This window comes from Halorubrum sp. LN27 (assembly GCF_016635065.1).
GTDB classification, from domain to species: Archaea; Halobacteriota; Halobacteria; order Halobacteriales; family Haloferacaceae; genus Halorubrum; species Halorubrum salipaludis.
Genome location: NZ_JAEPET010000001.1, coordinates 163,038 through 180,262 on the forward strand (window position 1 = coordinate 163,038; position 17,225 = coordinate 180,262).

At 70.0% G+C, this 17,225-nt stretch carries 15 protein-coding genes and 1 tRNA gene; 6 read left to right on the forward strand and 10 right to left on the reverse strand.

What is annotated here, in order from left to right; translation table 11 throughout:
* Window positions 1-24: 24 nt before the first annotated feature.
* The gene (locus JIN95_RS00745) at window positions 25-1,299 is read right to left on the reverse strand and encodes an MFS transporter (RefSeq protein WP_200530243.1); all 1,275 of its coding nucleotides are present in this window, start codon (window positions 1,297-1,299) and stop codon (window positions 25-27) included.
* 121 nt (window positions 1,300-1,420) lie between these two features.
* Window positions 1,421-2,614 (reverse strand): MFS transporter, encoded by a 1,194-nt coding sequence (locus tag JIN95_RS00750; RefSeq protein ID WP_095635436.1) that lies wholly within the window; start codon window positions 2,612-2,614, stop codon window positions 1,421-1,423.
* A 159-nt stretch (window positions 2,615-2,773) separates the two neighbouring features.
* Here JIN95_RS00750 and JIN95_RS00755 point away from each other — a divergent pair, with 159 nt between their 5' ends.
* Window positions 2,774-3,976, forward strand: a complete 1,203-nt coding sequence (locus JIN95_RS00755) for an acyl-CoA dehydrogenase family protein (RefSeq protein WP_095635435.1) — start codon at window positions 2,774-2,776, stop codon at window positions 3,974-3,976.
* A 138-nt stretch (window positions 3,977-4,114) separates the two neighbouring features.
* Here JIN95_RS00755 and JIN95_RS00760 read toward each other — a convergent pair whose 3' ends face one another.
* From JIN95_RS00760 to JIN95_RS00780, 6 genes are all read right to left on the reverse strand, one after another.
* Window positions 4,115-6,433 (reverse strand): TRAP transporter fused permease subunit, encoded by a 2,319-nt coding sequence (locus tag JIN95_RS00760; RefSeq protein ID WP_200530244.1) that lies wholly within the window; start codon window positions 6,431-6,433, stop codon window positions 4,115-4,117.
* A 44-nt stretch (window positions 6,434-6,477) separates the two neighbouring features.
* Window positions 6,478-7,575: a TAXI family TRAP transporter solute-binding subunit gene (locus JIN95_RS00765; RefSeq protein ID WP_200530245.1), complete on the reverse strand. Its 1,098-nt coding sequence runs from the start codon at window positions 7,573-7,575 to the stop codon at window positions 6,478-6,480.
* 154 nt (window positions 7,576-7,729) lie between these two features.
* On the reverse strand, window positions 7,730-9,244 hold the full coding sequence (locus tag JIN95_RS00770) for an acetyl-CoA hydrolase/transferase C-terminal domain-containing protein (protein WP_200530246.1): 1,515 nt from the start codon (window positions 9,242-9,244) through the stop codon (window positions 7,730-7,732).
* A complete protein-coding gene (locus tag JIN95_RS00775; RefSeq protein WP_200530247.1) occupies window positions 9,241-9,819 on the reverse strand; it encodes a MaoC family dehydratase in 579 nt (192 codons plus the stop codon). Before JIN95_RS00775 ends, JIN95_RS00770 begins: the two co-directional genes overlap by 4 nt.
* A gap of 62 nt (window positions 9,820-9,881) precedes the next feature.
* Window positions 9,882-10,010, reverse strand: coding sequence for a hypothetical protein (locus JIN95_RS16375; RefSeq protein WP_255521202.1), 129 nt, complete (start codon window positions 10,008-10,010; stop codon window positions 9,882-9,884).
* 226 nt (window positions 10,011-10,236) lie between these two features.
* Window positions 10,237-10,308 (reverse strand) — tRNA-Ala (locus tag JIN95_RS00780).
* 320 nt (window positions 10,309-10,628) lie between these two features.
* On the opposite strand from JIN95_RS00780, the gene JIN95_RS00785 reads away from it, so the two are divergent.
* From JIN95_RS00785 to JIN95_RS00795, 3 genes are all read left to right on the forward strand, one after another.
* The gene (locus tag JIN95_RS00785) at window positions 10,629-11,429 is read left to right on the forward strand and encodes a DUF120 domain-containing protein (RefSeq protein WP_095635419.1); all 801 of its coding nucleotides are present in this window, start codon (window positions 10,629-10,631) and stop codon (window positions 11,427-11,429) included.
* Entirely contained in the window at window positions 11,429-12,202 is a 774-nt protein-coding gene (gene ribB / locus JIN95_RS00790; protein WP_200530248.1) for a 3,4-dihydroxy-2-butanone-4-phosphate synthase, read from the forward strand. Before JIN95_RS00785 ends, ribB begins: the two co-directional genes overlap by 1 nt.
* A gap of 547 nt (window positions 12,203-12,749) precedes the next feature.
* Entirely contained in the window at window positions 12,750-13,679 is a 930-nt protein-coding gene (locus tag JIN95_RS00795; protein WP_095635417.1) for a branched-chain amino acid transaminase, read from the forward strand.
* Window positions 13,680-13,770: 91 nt separating this feature from the next.
* Here JIN95_RS00795 and JIN95_RS00800 read toward each other — a convergent pair whose 3' ends face one another.
* Window positions 13,771-14,481 carry a DUF502 domain-containing protein gene (locus JIN95_RS00800; RefSeq protein WP_200530249.1) on the reverse strand — a complete coding sequence of 237 codons (711 nt, stop codon included), beginning with the start codon at window positions 14,479-14,481 and terminating at the stop codon, window positions 13,771-13,773.
* A gap of 89 nt (window positions 14,482-14,570) precedes the next feature.
* Entirely contained in the window at window positions 14,571-15,410 is an 840-nt protein-coding gene (locus tag JIN95_RS00805; protein WP_095635415.1) for a proline dehydrogenase family protein, read from the reverse strand.
* A 104-nt stretch (window positions 15,411-15,514) separates the two neighbouring features.
* Between JIN95_RS00805 and JIN95_RS00810 the strand changes: the two genes are divergently transcribed.
* Together JIN95_RS00810 and JIN95_RS00815 are read left to right on the forward strand one after the other, a co-directional pair.
* The gene (locus JIN95_RS00810; protein WP_200530250.1) at window positions 15,515-16,057 is read left to right on the forward strand and encodes a CDP-2,3-bis-(O-geranylgeranyl)-sn-glycerol synthase; all 543 of its coding nucleotides are present in this window, start codon (window positions 15,515-15,517) and stop codon (window positions 16,055-16,057) included.
* Window positions 16,058-16,201: 144 nt separating this feature from the next.
* The gene (locus JIN95_RS00815) at window positions 16,202-17,215 is read left to right on the forward strand and encodes an aldo/keto reductase (RefSeq protein WP_200530251.1); all 1,014 of its coding nucleotides are present in this window, start codon (window positions 16,202-16,204) and stop codon (window positions 17,213-17,215) included.
* Window positions 17,216-17,225: the final 10 nt, after the last annotated feature.

Below are 17,225 nucleotides of genomic sequence, written 5' to 3' on the forward strand. Positions count from 1 at the left end.
GTCTTAAAAGCGCCCGTCGGCGGGTCAGTCCTGTCGCGTCGCGAACCGCGTGACCGCGGCGGCCGACAGCGCGCCGAGGGTCGCGATGCCCGCGAGGACGACGAACAGCTCGCGCGGCCCCGCCCGCGTCAGGACGGCGCCCGCGAGGGCGGCGCCCAGGGACCCGACGCCGAAGATCCCGAGGTAGGTGTAGCCGAACGAGATGCCCCGCGCCTCGCTCGGGGAGTAGGCCGCGACCGTCGCCTGGGAGAGCGGCTGGACCGTGAACAGCGCGACGCCGAGCGCGAGCGAGGCCGCGACGAACGTCGCCGTGGTCCGCCCGGCGGGCACGAACAGGAGCGCGAGGGCCGCCAAGATTCCCATCAGGACCATCAGCCCCCGCTCCGGGGCCATGCGGTCGGCGATCCGTCCCCCGAGGTACTGCCCGAGCACGCCGACGGTGAGGACCGCCACGTACAGGTATCGACCAACGTCGAACTCCTCCGCGTACGGGCTCTCGGGGTCGATGAGCTGGACGTCGATCAGCCCGCCGAGCACGTCGCCGAGGAGGTCCGGCAGGAACGTGAGGAACGTCCGGTAGTAGAGCCCGCTGAACGTGACGAACGCGAACACGATCAGGAAGCCGCCGGCGAGCAGCACGCGGGTGTCGTCGACGATCGTCGACGCCGAGATCTCGCCTTTGGTGCCGCCGGAGCCGCCTCCTCCGTCGCCGTCGCCGCCACCAGCGTCGTTCCCCCTGTCCGGCATCGCGTCGCCGACGTCGACGGTCGCGCCGTAGGCGGCGACGACGGCCACGGGGGCCGTCAGCGCGGCCGCGACGAGCCGCCAGTCGAATGCCAAGAGGAGGAGCGCGGTCGCCAGCGGCCCTAACGCGATCCCGAGGTTCCCGCCGATCCCGTGGTAGCCGAGCGCGGTCCCCCGCTGGTCGACCGCCTTCGAGAGCAGCGACAGCCCCGCGGGGTGGTAGACGCTCGCCGTGACCCCCCACGCGGCGATCGCGACCGCGAGCGTGAGGAGGTTGGGGGCGACGCTCACGAGCAGGAACGAGCCGGCCATCCCGGCGAGACACGCGAGGATGAGCGGCTTCGACCCGAAGCGGTCGACCAAGATGCCGCCGGGGAGCGCCCCGACGCCGAACAGCCCGTAGCCGACCGTCACCACGAGCCCGAGGGCGGCCGCCGTCGTCGAGAACTCCCCGATCCACACGGTCAACAGGATCGGGATCGACAGCTCGTAGGTGTGAACGAGGCCGTGGGAGCCGGCGGTGAAGGCCACGATCCGTCGTTCGGCGGAGTCCATTGGAGGAGCGTTCTCCGTCGCTCGTGAAAGGTCCGGGGGTACCCGCCGCCGTTGCCGCGAGAGGGCGGACGACGGGCGCAGGCGGCCGGTCGAGGTGCGGGCGCGGGGGCAGGAGCAGGGGTCACTCCGCCATCGCCGTCTCCCCGACGGGCGGGTCCGACCGGATGACGGCGACGACGAGAACGGCGGCGACGAGACACACGCCGGCGAGCAGCGTCCAGCTCGCCCGGTAGTCGAAGGCGTCCGCGAGGTAGCCGAACGCCGGCGGCGCGAACAGCGCCCCCGAGGTCAGGGCGAGCTGGCACCCCGCGGTCGCGCTCCCCATCTGCTCGGAGGGGACGAGCGTCGCCATACAGGAGTAGTAGACGCCGGTGAAGCCGAGCACGAAGAAGCCGAGCGCCGCGAACGCGACCCCGGCGTTCGCGGGGGTCGAGGTCCGCGCGACGACGAGGAACAGGACCGCGCTGGCGACCGTCTGCACCAGCAGGATCGCGCCGATCCGGGTCTGGGGGTCGCCGGGGAGGTGATCGGAGAGCCAGCCGCCGAGCAGCCGCCCGCCGCTCCCGAACAGCTGGACGACCGCGAGCACGACGCCGCTGAACGCGACCGACGCGCCGATCGACTCCTCGACGTAGAGCACGGTGTACCCCGTCGTCGTGAACAGCGCGGCGCCGAGGAACAGCCCGGAGACGGCCAACAGCACGTACGGCCGGTTCGACGCCAGTCCGCGGAGGTCCGGGTAGCTGCTCGTCCCGCCGCCCGCGCCGCGGTAGAGGACGTAGAAGCCGGCGGCGACGACGACCCCCAGCGCGGCCGCGATGAGGAACCCGATCTCCCAGAAGAAGTAGCCGGCGAGCCCGGTGACGAGCAGGGCGCTGATCCCGCTGCCGCCGGTGACGCCGACCTGTTTGATCCCCATCGCGGTGTTCTGACGGCCGGGCGCGATGCTGTCGTACACGGCCTTGTTCGTCCCGGGCATCGCGGTGCTGTACACCGACCCGAGCAGGAAGACGGCCGCCAGCAGCAGCGCGTACGTGGGCGCGCCGGCGACGAGCACCATCCCGGCCGAGAGCCCGACCAGCCCGAGCGAGAGCGTCCGCCGCTCGCCGAACCGGTCCGTGAGCGCGCCGACCGGCAGCAGGAACATCGCGTACCCGAGGGTGAGCGTCGTGACGACGATCCCGACCCTGAACCGCGAGAGCCCGAACTCGTCGCGGAAGAACGGCGTCGCCGCGAAGACGGTGTAGTAACAGATGCTCGCCGACACCTGCCACAGCGTGACCAGCGACACCGTCCGCCAGTAGGCGCGATCCATTCACCGTCAGCCACCGCATCCCGATTCATAAGCGGTCCGCTCTCGGCAAGCGGCGGCCGCGGGGGCCGGCGGATATCCGGGACCGAAGGTCCCCGACCGGTCAGAGCACGGATCGCCACGACGCGAATCCTTATGCGACGCCGCGGCCCACGTCAGCGCATGCCACGAGACTGGCGCGACTCGGTCGATCTCTCCGAACGGCAGGCGCTCGTCCGGCGGAGCATCCGCGACCTCTGTTCGGAGTTCGACGACGAGTACTGGCGTGAGCGCGACCGCACGGCCACCTATCCGCAGGCGTTCGTCGACCAGCTCGCGGCCGACGGCTGGCTCGGCATGCTGATCCCCGAGGAGTACGGGGGCGTGGGGATGTCGACCAGCGAGGCGGTGGTGATGATGGAGGAGATCGCGGCAAGCGGCGGCGGGTTCGCCGCCCCCCAGTCGATCCACGGCGGGATCTACAACTCCGTCCCCATCGTGAAGTACGCTGACGAGGAGCTGAAAGCGGAGCTGCTCCCGAAGGTCGCCGCGGGCGAGGAGACCATCCAGGCGTTCGGGCTGACCGAGCCGAACGCCGGCTCCGACTCGACGGCGATGGAGACCCGAGCACGGCGGGACGGCGACGAGTACGTGATCAACGGCGAGAAGGTGTGGATCTCCCGCGTGGAGGACAGCGACTACCTGCTGTTGATGGCGCGGACGACCCCCCGCGAGGAGGTCGAGAAGCGCACGCGGGGCATCTCGATGATCCTCGTCGATCTGGAGGACGCCTACGCCGACGGGTTAGAGATCGAGCGCATCCCGAAGACGGCGAGCCGGGCGGTCCACTCCTACCAGCTCTACTTCGACGACGTGCACGTGCCCGCGTCGAACCTCGTCGGCGAGGAGGGCGAGGGGTTCTACCAGATGCTCGACGGCCTCAACGAGGAGCGGCTGGTGATCGCCGCGGAGTGTCTGGGACTCGGCGAGACCGCGCTGGAAAGCGGGATCGACTACGCCAACGAGCGCGAGGTGTTCGGCGGGCCGATCGGCGCCAACCAGGCGATCCAACACCCGCTCGCGGAGGCGTACGCCGACCTGCTCGCCGCGAAGAAGGTGATCTACGACGCGGCCGACCGCCTCGACGACCTCGACCGGACCGAGGCCGGCGCCGAGGCGAACGTCGCGAAGTACCTCGCGGCCGAGGCCGCGTTCGAGGCGGCCGACGCTGCCGTCCAGACCCACGGCGGGTTCGGCGTCGCCCGCGAGTACGACGTGGAGCGGTACCTCCGCGAGGCCCGGCTCACCCGGCTCGTCCCGGTGACCCAACAGCTCGCCTTGAACTACCTCGGCGAGCGCGTGCTCGGACTCCCGCGGTCGTACTGAACGGCGTCCGAAACGCGCCGACCGCCGCGAGAAGCGGCGCCTCGCCGGGATCGGGTCACGACGCGCTCTTCGGTCGAGAACGCTAAATACGATTTTCGGAACCGCCCGATCGCGGCGGGATCGCCGCCGCAACGACGCCTACCGCTTCCGCCCGGAGAGCGTACCGGCCGCCCCGCGGAGGGCGCCGAGCGGGTTCGGCCGCCCGATCACGATCTGCAGGGCGTACAGCGCGCCGACGGCCGCGATCGACCCGATCTGAACGATCTGGCTCGGGTGGACCATCGCCAGCACCCCGGCGACGAAGAACGCCACGCGGAGCCCGTACGTCTGGCCGCGGCCGAAGACGAACCGGTAGTTGATCCCGTGGATGATCGCCAGCGCGCCGACCATCGCGATCGCGCCCGCGGACAGCGACGCGTAGTTGAACGTCCCGGAGACGAGCTCGGGGTGGTAGACGAAGGCGAACGGGAGGACGAAAAGCGGCGCGGAGATGCGCAACGCCTCCTTACAGCTGCCCCAGAACCCACCGCCGGAGATGCCGCAGGTGACCGCGACGCAGGTCGCGATCGGCGGCGTCAGCCCGGCCAGAATCGCGGCGTAGAACACGAAGAAGTGCGCCGCGATGTCCGGGACGAGGAACTGGCTGATGAGCGTCGGCGCGACCAGCAGCGCCACGACGGTGTACGCCGCCGTCGTCGGCATGCCGAGCCCGAGCAGGATACAGATGATCATCGCCAGCACGAACGCGACGATCGGAATTCCGCCCGACAGATCGAGCAGCGTGAGCGAGATCGCCGTCGGCACGCCGGTCGCCATCAGGATGTCGACGACGCCGTTGATCGCGGCGAGGATGATCGTCACCGGCGCGACGACGATGACGCCCTCGCGGAACCCGTCGACCGTCTGCTTCAGCGTGTCGAACAGGGTCTCCTTGTGACTCTCGCCGTCGAGCGCCGCCTGGATCTGCGGGACCCCGACCCCGAAGACGACCATCGAAACCGCGGTGTACAGCGCGGCGGTCATCACCGTGTACTGCAGGATGCCGAGGACGTAGATCAGGATGAACAGCGGGACGCCGTACTTCACCGACTCCAGTACCATCGTCCGCCGGTCCATCTGGTCGCCGATGAGCCCGTCCATCTCCGGGTTCTCGATCTGCGGGGCGGCCACGTAGTGGACCGCGATGACGATGGAGACGACGAGGATGGCCGCCGGGATCAGCCCGGAGACGATGACGTCGACGTAGGTGATCCCGGTGATGAGGTTCGCCATGATGAACGCGCCGGCGCCCATCACGGGCGGGAGCACCTGTCCGGACGTGGAGGCGACCGCCTCGATGCCGCCGGCCGTCTCCGGTTTGATCCCGTTCTCCTTCATCAGCGGAATCGTGAACGAGCCGGTCATGCCGGCGTTTGCGGTCTGGCTCCCGTTGACCGAGCCGATGACCGCGCTGGCGACCACGGCGGTCTGCGCGATCCCGGAGTCGACGTACTTCGCCGAGCGCACCGCGATCCGGAGGATGAGGTCGAACGCGCCGTACGCCTTCAGCAGGCCGGCGTACAGCAGGAACAGGGCGATCCACGCCGCCACGAGGCGGGTGAGGAACCCGTAGAACCCGTCGACGCTCACCACGAGGATCCGGAGCATGCGCGTCCCGGAGAGCCCGCCGTGGCTCAGGGCGCCGGGCATGAACGGCCCCGCGAACCCGTACCCGATCCCGACGAGGACGACCGCGAGGAACGTGATCCCGAACGACCGCCACGTCAGGTAGATCATCGCGAGCGTGAACGCGAACGCCATCGCGAGCTGCGGCTCGGTCGCGCGCCCGACGGTGTCGATCGCGACCGACTGGTAGTTCACGAAGAGGTACCCGCTGGTCCCGAGCGAGACGAGCCCGGACCCGACCAGCAGCGCCACCTCGACCCAGTTGCCCTCGATGAGCGGGTCGTCGAGCTCGGAGATCACGTACAGCGCGAGGATGCCGCCGAGGAACGCGACCGCGTACTGCCCGCGGGGCATCAGCTGGGTGTACGAGTACCACATCACGATCATCCAGAACGGGATCGAGAAGGAGACGAGCGCCATCCGGAGCCGCTCTTCGATCCCGGACCCGAGCCGGAGGATGAGCGCCGAGACGCCCGCGACGCCGAGCCCGGCGCCGACGCCGAGGATCGTCGTCGCCGACTCCTCGATCGCGGTCGCGAGCCCCGCCGGATCGTCGAACAGGAGCGTCGGGAGCGAGGCGCCGTACGCCCCCGACAGGAAGTTCGGGACGATCAGCGTCGGCAGGAAGATGACGAGGAACCAGAACGGTAGCGAGAGGAGGTAGAGCCAGAGCTGTCTGCGACCGCGGTCGCCGGGGGCGAGTTCGAGCGACTCCTCGTCGTCGAGCAGTCCGCCCCCGGAGTCTTCGGTCGGGTCGATCGGATCGGTCGTGTTATCGGGGTTGGTGGCCATCCGTCGTGAAATATAGGGGTGTTCGGGCGGTCAGGCGACCGGTACTACTCGTCGCCGCGGTTCCAGGAGTCGTCCCAGACGTCGTTCTCCTCGAAGAAGTCCGCGACGCCGGCGTGGACGTCGATCTCCGGGATGACCGTCTGCGTCATCGCCTCGGGCGAGTACTCGAGGGTCGTCGGGTCGGACTCCCGCAGCGTCTCCTCGTGCTCCATGGCGAGCCGGCAGACCTCCCGGGTCGCGCGGGCCGGGATGTCCGGGCTGAACGCCCACTGACCGGCCAGCGACCAGGCCGTCAGAGTGTCGGTGTACTCGGTGACGTCCTGCTCGTACCCGTACGGTTCGACCTCCTCGAGGATCGCGCCGGGGTGGTCCTCGATGACCTGGCGGAAGTCGTCGTCGACCTCGAGCAGGTTCAGCCGCTCGCTGCTGCGAACGTCGACCTCCTGGCACCAGCCGGAGAGGTTGACGCCGTTGGCGCCGTACAGACACAGCGCGTCGACGCGGTCCTCCTCGACGGCGCCCGGGATGTCGCCGGTGTCGACGTTGAGGATGTCGTTCGGCTCCCACACTCCGGCCTCCTTCAGGATCTCCTCGGTGAGCAGCCGCGTCCCGAAGCCGGGCTGGATCGGGTAGATCGTGTAGCCGCCCTCGCGGAGGTCGGACACGGACTCGACGCCGCTCCCGTCGAGACCGACCCAGTGGATCTGCAGCGACGTGAACAGGAACCCCTGGTTCGGGAGCGTGTCGACGGGGTCGTCGGCGAACGGTCCCTCGTCGTTGAGCGCCTTCGCCAGCGAGTTGTTGTCGACGCCCATCGCCGGGATCTGGTCGTCGTCGTACTCGTAGAGGTTCGCCGTCCACCCCTGCGTCTCCTGGACGGAGATGTTGAGGAAGTCGCTGTGCTGCTGTGCCGCGCGGGCGAGCGCCTGGCCCGCCGCCTGCGTCGAACTCCCGGTCGACGTGCCGCCGATCGTGATCGTGACGTCGCCGTCACCGCCGTCGCCGCCATCGCCGCCGTCACCGCCGTCGCTGCCGTCACCGCCGTCGCCGCCGTCGCCGGAACAGCCGGCCAGACCGACCGCGCCCAGCGTGGCCGCGCCCTTTACAACGTCGCGCCGAGTCGTCTTGTCACCATCTATCATGTAGCTCACTTCTGAGCGCCGATTAGTAAAAGCGTGTCGTAGCAGGGGAGAATTTCGCCGCCGCTGCCGGCCGATGTGCTGCTTTTTACTACGGGGCGAGTCAACTAAGAGTTATTTCTCTGTGGTCCCGGATGAAACCTTCTACATGGTGGTCTCAACTGTCATCTCGTTCCCACGAGAACGCCGTCTCGAGGTCGTGCGGCGTGTTGCCGCCGTCGTCCGCGGCTCGCTCGCGGTACGCGTCGAGGTCGGCACGGAACGAGGGATCGGCCACCGCCACGAGCGCCTTGGCCCGCTCGCGCGGCGAGCGGCCGCGGAGGTCGGCGACGCCGTGTTCCGTGACGATCACGCTGGCGTCGTGTTCCGTGTGATCGACGTGCGGCGTCAGCGGCACGATCCGAGACACGTCGCCGCCGACCGCGGTCGACGGCAGCGCGACGATCCCCAGCCGGCAGTTGCGCGCGAAGTCCCCGCCGCCGCCGATCCCGTTGACGACCCGAGTGCCGCCGATATGGGTGGCGTTCACGTTCCCGTACAGGTCGACCTCCACCGCGCTGTTCACGCCGACGACGCCGAACCGGTCGATCAGCTCCGGGGCGTTCGAGACGTCCGCCGGCCGCAACACCACGTCCTCGGCGTAGCGCTCCACGTCGTCAAAGAGCCGCTCCTGTCCCTCCGCCGACAGCGCCAGCGAGGTCGCGCTCGCGCCGCGGAGGTCCCCCGCGTCGAGCATGTCGAGGAGACCGTCCTGCACGACCTCGCCCACGTACGACACGGGTCGGTCGCCGAAGTCGACGTCCGCCAGCGCGCCCATCAGGGCGTTCCCGAGGCTCCCCACGCCGAACTGGAGGTTCGCCGCCTCGTCGAACAGCGGGTTGCGCTCCAGCTCGGCCTCCAGGAACGCGCCGAGGTTGTCGGCGATCGCCTCGTCGGTCGCGGAGACCTCGCGGAACTCGTAGGGGTCGTCCGCCCGGTCGGTCTCGACGACGGCCGCCAGCTTCGCGGGGTCGAACCGGACAGCCGGGCCGCCGGTCTCGCCGAGGGGGTCGTCGAGGGGGATCGGGCTCCGGTTCGGCGGGTCGTCCCGGACGTGTACGTCGTGGACGCGGGCGAGCTCGACCGGCTGCGCGCGGTTCACCTCGACGATCACGCGGTCGGCCGCGCCGACGTACGCCGGGGTGTGGCCGATCGACGTGGAGGGGACGAGCCAGTCCGGGCCGACCGCGACCGCCTCGACGACCGCGACGGTCTCGCCCCGCATCCCGGCGCGGAGCCCGCCGAACCGCACCTCGTCGGCCAGCCGCGAGATGTGGCGGTCGTGGAACTGGATCCGGCCGTCGTTGGCGGCCGCGCGCGAGGTCTCGTTCGGGACGAACGGGTAGCGCCGGGCCATGTCGCCGGACTCGACGAGGTCGCGGTCGATCTCGTCGCCGACGCCCCCGCCGGAGACCACCGTGAGCTCGCGTTCCTCGTCGGCCGCCGCCAGCGCCTCCGGGACGAGCTTGGGGTACCCGACGCCGCCGAAGCCGGAGACGAGCAGCGTCGCGGTCTCGGGGACCAGCGCGGCCGCCTTCTCGGGCGTCGCGATCGGCAGGTCGCCGCCGAGCCGCGTCTCGGGGACCGGGTCGTCGAGCGTCGGCGCCGCGGGGCCGGAGGGGGACGGCGTCACTCCAGGTCCTCCGGCTGGGTGCCGATCCCCTCGGGCCACCCCGTCGGCTGCGCCGCGCTCGGCTCGGCGTGCGAGCGCTTGAGCACCATCGGCGTGCGCTCCAGGGAGAGGACGAGCTCGTCGTTCTGGTTGTACGCGCGCAGCTCCGTGGTGACGATCCCGACGTGGTCGCGCGAGGAGGACTCCCGCTTGTCGAGCACCTCCGACTCCGCGAACAGCGTGTCGCCGTGGAAGACGGGGGCGTGGTGGCGGATGTCGTCGTAGCCGAGGTTCGCGGTGGCGTTGGCGCTCACGTCGATGACGCTCATCCCGACCGCCAGCGCGATGACGAAGGTGCCGTCGACGAGGCGCTCGCCGAACTCCGTCTCGGCGGCGTACGCCTCGTTGAAGTGCATCGGGTTGAGGTTCATCGAGAGGTTCGTGAACCAGACGTTGTCCGTCTCGGTCACGGTCCGGCCGTACGGGTGTTTGTACACGTCGCCGACCGCGAAGTCCTCGTAGTAGCGCCCCTCCCAACCGCCGACGAGCCGGCGATCGCTCTCCTCGTCGCCGTGTGCGTCGCTGTCGCGTGCCATACCGCCCCCGACAACGAACGGCTAAAAGAGGGTTGCGTTCGCGGCTCTACGCACCGGATCGGTTACGTGGAGGCCGTGTACAGCAGCATTCCGACGGAGACGATCGTGACCAGCAGGATCCACCCGACCATGATCGCCCCCATCTGCCGGTGCGTGAGGTTCTGGCCCTCAAGGAACTCGGAGATGCCCATGTGAGGTCGATCTGACTCGGAGTATATAAGGTGTCTGGGTCGCCGGACGGCGTCGTTCCGCTCCGGACGCCCCGCATTTCCTTCGCCGGACGGCGAGGGGATCTAGAGGCGTCGGGGTGAACTCTGATCGGCGATCGTCTTCGTTCCGTTAGTCCCGCGGACGAAACGACAGCGAGGCGTCTTCTCTATTGGGTCTGGGTACCTTCGCGAGAAACGGGGACTGCTATGGACTCGCGGGGATTTGAACCCCGGGCCTCTTCCTTGCGAAGGAAGCGATCTGCCGCTGATCTACGAGCCCGCACCCGGAACCAATCGCCGTTCGTATTTGTACCTTACCTTTCGGCGACCCGCACGCGGGTGGTTCGCACTCCCACGCCGGCGTCCCGTATTCTCGCGCCGGCGTCCGCCGCCGTCGCCCCGCACGCTCGACGGCGTCACAGCTCGCGACGACGACCGCCGATACCGATGGGGTTAGGTACGGGGCGCCACGACGTTCAGTACCTTCGGACGCGACTTCGGTGACTTCGGCCGCCGGTTCCCACTCTCCACCCGATTAACGTTTCTGGGATGCATCTCATTTCCGTTACTCTTTTGCGTGCGGACGACCCAGATCCGGACATGGCAGAAGCGACGTCGACGGCGGACCCCGACCCGGCCGCGATCGCGGCCCTGAAACACGTCGGGCTCGTCGGCGGCCTGACCGAGACGAAGGTGTCGTGTGCGGCCCTCGGCGACCGGCTCGACGCCTCGACGCAGACCGCCTCTCGGCGGCTTCAGACCCTCGAATCCGCGGGGTACATCGAGCGCGACGTGGTCGGCGACGGCCAGTGGGTGCGCGTCACCGACGCGGGCGAGGCGGCCCTCCGCGCGGAGTACGCCGACTACCGCCGGCTGTTCGAGACCGACGTGGAGCTCGTGCTCCGCGGCGCGGTCACCGGGGGGATGGGCGAGGGGCGACACTACATCACCCTGCCCGGCTACGCCGAGCAGTTCCGCGCGCGCCTGGGCTACGAGCCGTTCCCGGGTACGCTCAACGTCGACCTCTCCGAGGAGAGCGTCCGCCGGCGCGGCGAGATGGCCGGCATCGACGCGGTCCCGATCGACGCGTGGGAGGGCGAGGACCGCACGTACGGCGCGGCCTCCTGTTACGGCGTCACCCTCGTCGCCGGCGACGAGCGCTACGAGGAGGTCCACGCGATCGTCCCCGACCGGACCCACCACGACGACGACCAGCTCGAGCTGATCGCCCCCGAGCGGCTCCGCGACGCGCTCGACCTCGACGACGGCGACGCGGTCGAGGTCCGCGTGGCCGCCACGAGCCGGGCGGACGAGCCCGAAAGCGAGGCGGCGTCCGAGTCGCCGGAAGACGACGACGAGGGCGAGAGTCCCGCTGACGCCGTCGAGACGGAGGTCGCCTGATGCGCGCCGACGCCGACGTGGACGCCGAGGCGGAGGCCGCGCCCGCGGACGCCGAGGCGGTCTCCGACTCCGACTCGGATCCCGTCCCCGACGCCGATTCCGGCTCCGACGCCGATTCGGTCCGGCGCGCCCTCGACGCCTTCCGCGCGGGCGATCCGGTCTGCGTCCACGACTTCGCGGACCGGGAGGGCGAGACGGACATCGTCTACCCGGCCGGCGCGGTCGACGAGGCCGCCGTCGCGCACATGCGCAACGACGCGGGGGGGCTGATCTGCGTCGCGGTCTCCGACCCGGTCGCGGATGCGTTCGGGCTCCCGTTCCTCGCGGACGCGCTCGACCACCCCGCGGTCGACGACGACCCCGAGTACGACGACCGCTCCTCCTTCTCGCTCCCGGTGAACCACCGCGAGACGTTCACGGGGATCACCGACGAGGACCGCGCTCGGACCATCGTCGAGCTCGCGAACGCGGCCGCCGCCGCCGGCGCCGACCCGGCGAGCTACGGTCCCGAGGAGTTCGCCGCGGAGTTCCGCGCGCCCGGCCACGTCCACGTGCTCCGGGGCGCCCGCGACGGGCTGCGCGGCCGGACCGGTCACACGGAGCTCGGGCTCGCGATGGCGGCGGCCGTCGACGCCGCCCCCGCCGCCGTGGTCTGCGAGATGCTCGACGACGAGACGGGCGCCGCGCTGGCGCCCGCGGACGCCGAGGCGTACGCCCGCCGGCGCGGAATCCCCTACGTCGAGGGCGCTGCCCTCGTCGAGGCGCTGCGCTGACGCCGCGAGGGCACAGACGACCGACCCGCTTTCTCTCGGCGAAGTGCTCCTGACTAGCCGATCCGGCGCGCGCCTGCGAGTGGTCGCCTCCGGCGACCGCGAAGCAGCGCCGCGCGAGGGAGTCGCGAGCGGGCGACCGAAGGGAGCCCGATCGAGCGACGAGGCTGGGGAGGCGTGAGGTGCTGTGCGGTGCGGGGAGGGACTCAAAGGGGCAGCCGCCAGGCCGCCAGAGACGACGCCAAGCACCGCAACGAGTGAGCGGAGCGAACGAGTGAGGAGCGCAGCGAGTGTCTGGCGGCCTGGCGGCTGGGGCTTTGGAAGTGTCCGTACTGATCGTCGGTTTATAAACATCGTACAGCCGAGCGGCTGGGGCTTCGGAGGCGTTCGCGTCGGTTCCCGTGGAGCCACTGATAAACGGGCGACCGCGGACTCAGGGGTATCCACCGTCGGTCCGTCAGCAGCTTGTTTATAGGTGGGCGGGTCGCCGACGGTCGCCGCGTTCTCCGCATGTCACAGATTTAAGCCGGGAGGTCACGACCGCTGTAGTATGGGATTCGACGAGATGGATGTCGACACGATCTGGAAGAACGGTGAGTTCCTCGACTGGGAGGATGCGACCACTCACGTTCTGACCCACGCGCTCCACTACGGGAGCGGCGTGTTCGAGGGCGTCCGCTGTTACGACACCGAGCGGGGACCGGCGATCTTCCGGTGGGACGAGCACCTCGACCGGCTGTTCGACTCCGCGAAGATGTACGACCTCGACATCGAGCACTCCCGCGAGGAGATCACCGAGGCCACCCTCGAACTCCTCGACCGGCAGGACCTCGGGTCCTGTTACATCCGGCCGATCGCCTACTACGGCTACGACTCGCTGGGCGTCTCGCCGAAGGACTGCCCGACCGACCTCGTCCTCGCCGCGTGGCCCTGGGGCGCGTACCTCGGCGAGGAGGCGCTCGAGGAGGGCGTCGACGTGATGGTCTCCTCGTGGCGGAAACACGCCTCCTCGCAGGTGCCGACGAACGTCAAGACCACAGGCCTGTACGTCAACTCCATGCTCGCGGGCGAGGAGGCCCGCCGCAACGGCTACGTCGAGGCCATCGTCCTGAACAAGGAAGGCAACGTCGCCGAGGGGCCGGGCGAGAACATCTTCATGGTCAACGACGGCGAGATCTACACCACCGGTCCCGCGCAGTCGATCCTCGAGGGGATCACCCGCGACACGGTCATCGAACTGGCGGAGGAGCGCGGCTACACCGTCCACGACGAGGCGATGATCTCCCGCGGACAGCTGTACACCGCCGACGAGCTGTTCTTCACCGGCTCCGCGGCCGAGGTGACGCCGATCCGGTCGGTCGACGACACGGAGATCGGCGCGGGCACCCGCGGCCCGGTGACTGAGGAGCTGCAGAGCGCCTTCTTCGATCTGGTCGAGCGGCGGACCGACGACCACGACGACTGGTTTACCTACTTATAAGCGGGTCGCCGTCGTCATCGGCACCGAACGGTCGCCGCCGTTGCCGTCGTCAACGTTGCCGTCGCCGATCGGTCGCTTCCGCTGTCGCCGATCAGTCGCCGTCGCTTCCGCCGTCCGTCGACGACCGGTCCGACTCCCCGGGCGTCCCGTCGGTGCGGACCCCGCCGACGCCTCCGGGCTGTCCGGTGGTCCCGTCTGACGGCGCCTCCTCCTCGACGGGCACCTGATGCGCGGACTCGGCGAAGCCGGCGGAGAGGACGCGCGTCATTCCCTCCTCGACGGTCTCGCCGGTCTCCTCGACGCGCTCCGGTTCGACCTCGATGACGAAGCCGGTGGTGATGTTCGGCGCGGTCGGCATGAACAGGACGATCTTCCCGTCGCGGGTCTTCCGCCCGGTGCGGAAGGCGGTCATGCGGATCCCCGGCCACGTCTCGATGTACACGGGGCTCTGGAGCTCGTCGGTCCCGGAGACGGCCGTCTCGATCGCGAGCTTCGAGGCGTTGTACACCACGCGCAGCGCCGGGATCCGGTTTATGGCGCCGTCGACGGTGGACTCCGCCAGCCGGCCGAGCGTCGTCCGCATGAAGTAGCCGACCGCGAGGACGACCGTCGCGAACACCGCCATCGCGATGATAACCCGCGAGACCGGCTCCAGCGGCCCGGGGATGATCGGCGGCTGGAGCTCGTCGATCAGCGGGATCGAGGCGATGTACCGGTAGATCCACTGGAGGACTAAGAGGAGCACCAAAAGCGGGGCCAGCACGATGAGACCGCTGGCGAAGTCGCGTTTCCACGTGGACATCTATCGAGTCCGTATCTGTCGGCAATCCTTAAAGGGGCTTCTACGTACCGGGCGGCCTCGGCGGACGCCCGCGGGATCGCGGTCCTCGGTCACCGCCCGAGCACCGCCCGCGCCGCGAACGTCAGGTTCTGCCTGCGCTCGCGGACCCGCCGGTAGAAGTACGAGAGCCACCGGTTCCCGTACGGGGCGTACTGGGCCACGTCCACCCCCTGCGCGGCGAGGTCGCGCTGGGCCTCGTCGCGGACGCCCATCAGCATCTGGACCTCGTAGTCGGTCCCGTGCTCCCGCGCGAGCCGGTCGGCGAGCGCGATCATCGCGGGGTCGTGGGAGCCGACCGCCACCCCGCGGTCGCGGCGCTCGAACAGGAACTCGAGGTCCTCGCGGTACGCCCTGTCGACGCGCGACTTCTCTGTGTACGCGATCGACTTCGGCTCGTCGTACGCGCCCTTCACGAGCCGGATCGAACCGGGCACGTCGACGAGGCGCTCCAGGTCCTCGCGAGTGCGCTTGAGGTTCGACTGGACGCACTGCCCGACGCTCCACGGGTACTCCGCGGCGATCGACTCGAAGGCGTCGAGCGTCGCGTCGGTGGTGTCGGCGTCCTCCATGTCGCACCAGACGAACGCGTCCAGCTCGTGGGCGCGGGCGACGATCTCGCGGTAGTGCTCCGCGAACAGCTCGTCGGACACGTCGAGCCCGATCTGCGACGGTTTCACCGAGACGCAGGCGTCGAGCCCGCTGTCGGCGATGTCGTCTAACAGCGCGAGGTACGCGTCGGCGTCAGCGCGGGCGTCCGCGGGGTCGTCGTAGTGCTCCCCGAGCAGGTTCAGGATGACGGCGACGCCGTCCTCGTTACACGTTCGGGCGTGCTCGATGGCTTCCGGGACGCTCTCGCCGGCGACGAACCGCCGCGCGATCGGAGGGATCATACGCCTTACTCGCGGCGGTAGCGACTTGATTGTTGCCGACGCCGACGCTTTCGGGACCGACGCGATCCGGGATTTATATACCCCAGACGGGCGACGACGCAGGTATGATCGGTTCGCTCGTCGCGACCGCGTTCTGGGCGATGTTGCCCGCCTACGTGCCGAACAACGCCGCGGTGCTGGCCGGCGGCGGCCGCCCCATCGACGGCGGCCGCGAGTGGCGCGGCGCCCGCGTCCTCGGCGACGGGAAGACCTGGCGCGGGACCGCGGTCGGCACCCTCGTCGGCGTCCTCCTCGCGCTCGCCCTCAACCGCCTCGCGGCGCCCGCGGGCGCCGCGCTCGGCGTCGACCTCCCGACGTTCGCGCTCCCGGCCGCGTTCGCGCTCGCGTTCGGCGCGATGTGCGGCGACATCGGCGCCTCGTTCCTCAAGCGCCGGTCGGGCCGAGAGCGCGGGGCGGCGTTCCCGGGGCTCGACCAGCTCGACTTCGTCGTCGGCGCGCTCGCGGCGGTCTTCGTCGTCGACACCGACTGGGCGCTCGCGGTGTTCACCCCGTCCGTCCTCGCGGTCGTGCTCGTGATGACGCCCGTCCTCCACGTCGTCACCAACGTCGGCGCCTACGCGCTCGGACTGAAGAACGAGCCGTGGTAGTGAGGAACGAGCCGTGGTAGTGAGGAACGAGCCGTGGTAGGGGCGTCGCGGCACGCGCGTCGCGACCAGTCTTCTCGCCCCACGTTCACACGGTACATCCGCTTGCTGTAGGTTTTTGCGGCGACGGGCACAACCGCCTGATCGATGACTCCCGAACTCGACGATATCGACCTCGATACGGTCCCGCTCGGCCGAACCGGCCTCCGAACGAGCGAGCTCCAGCTCGGCACGTGGCGGTTCGGCCGCGTGACCGAGGCGGGCAACGTGGAGATCGACGAGGACCGGGCTCACGAGCTGCTCGACGGGTACGAGGCCGCGGGCGGGCGCTACATCGACACCGCCGACGTGTACGGCGGCGGCGACTGCGAGCGCTGGATCGGCGACTGGCTCGCCGAGCGCGACCGCGAGCGCTACACGATCGCCTCGAAGGTGTACTGGCAGATCCGCGACGGCGATCCGAACAGCCGCGGCACGAACCGCAAGAACGTCCGCCACCGCGTCGACGCCCTCTTGGACCGGCTCGACACCGACTACCTCGACGTGCTCTACATCCACCGGTGGGACGACGAGACGCCGGCCCGCGAGCTGATGAAGACGCTCAACGGGCTCGTCGAGTCCGGCAAGGTCCACTACCTCGGCGCCTCCACGCTCCGCCCGAACGCGTGGAAGGTCGCCCGCGCCAACGAGATCGCCCGCAACGAGGGCTGGGAGCCGTTCAAGGTGCTCCAGCCGCGCTACAACCTCGTCGACCGCGAGGTCGAGGGGGATTACCTTGAGTTCGCGCGCCAGCGGAACCTCGCCGTCTCCCCGTGGAGCCCCCTCGGACAAGGCTTCCTGACCGGGAAGTACGACCGCGACGCCGACCTCCCCGACGACTCGAAGGCCGCCGAGTCGAGCCGCTTCCAGGAGGCGTACCTCACGGAGCAGAACTTCGACCTCCACGACGAGCTCGACGCGGTCGCCGACGAGGTAGACGCCACGCCCGCGCAGACCGCCCTCGCGTGGCTCGCCCACCGCGACGGCGTCACCGCGCCCATCGTCGGCGCGCGCACGACCGACCAGCTCGCGGAGAACCTCGCGGCCGCCGAGATCGACCTGTCCGACGAGCAGGTCGACCGGCTCACCGCCGCGAAGCCCGGCCCGTACGACGGGCTGTAGGACGGCGGCT